This is a genomic window from Leucobacter soli (assembly GCF_042659205.1).
Taxonomy (GTDB): domain Bacteria; phylum Actinomycetota; class Actinomycetes; order Actinomycetales; family Microbacteriaceae; genus Leucobacter; species Leucobacter soli.
In genome coordinates this window covers 1-504 of the sequence record NZ_JBHSRW010000509.1, presented here as the reverse complement: position 1 = coordinate 504, position 504 = coordinate 1, and the positions used below count along the sequence as shown (strand labels likewise).

The window sequence follows — 504 nt, the reverse complement described above, 5'->3', positions numbered from 1 at the left end:
CGGAAGCCCGAGCAGCGGCGGGAGCCCGCGGCGAGCGGTCGCGGAGACGGTCGCGGCGATCCTCGCGTCGGCCGCGCGGGCCTCGGCGAGGGCGAGCTCGCCGTTCAGGCTGACGAAGGCGCCGAGGTCGGCCGATGCCTCGGCGCGTTCGAGTGCCGTGCCGACGAGATCGTGCGACGAGACCTCGCCGTGCCGCAGCGCCTCGCGGAGATCGAAAAGCCCGGGGTCCTCCACGGATCCAGCCTAGAGGTCGCGCGGATAGGTCGCTCCTACTGCAGTGCGTCGCCGCGCCAACTTGTTGCGAACAGTTCTCATTTGCATATAGAGTGAGATCCGTTCTCAACAAGATGGCGGATCGAGGCTCGACCGCCGGACCGGTCGCCGCACGACCGTGGAAAGGTTCCTCCGTGAACACTCGCACCCCCCTCACCCTCCTCGCCGCCGGCGCCGTCGCGGGGGCACTCGCCCTCACCGGATGCGCCGGCGACCCCGCCGGTGCCGGCG

General features: G+C 71.2%; 1 pseudogene. It reads right to left on the bottom strand.

Annotation, left to right across the window (positions count from 1 at the left end):
* Window positions 1-234: pseudogene (locus ACFPZL_RS14220) on the bottom strand (amidase); the annotation flags it as partial.
* Window positions 235-504 lie beyond the last annotated feature (270 nt).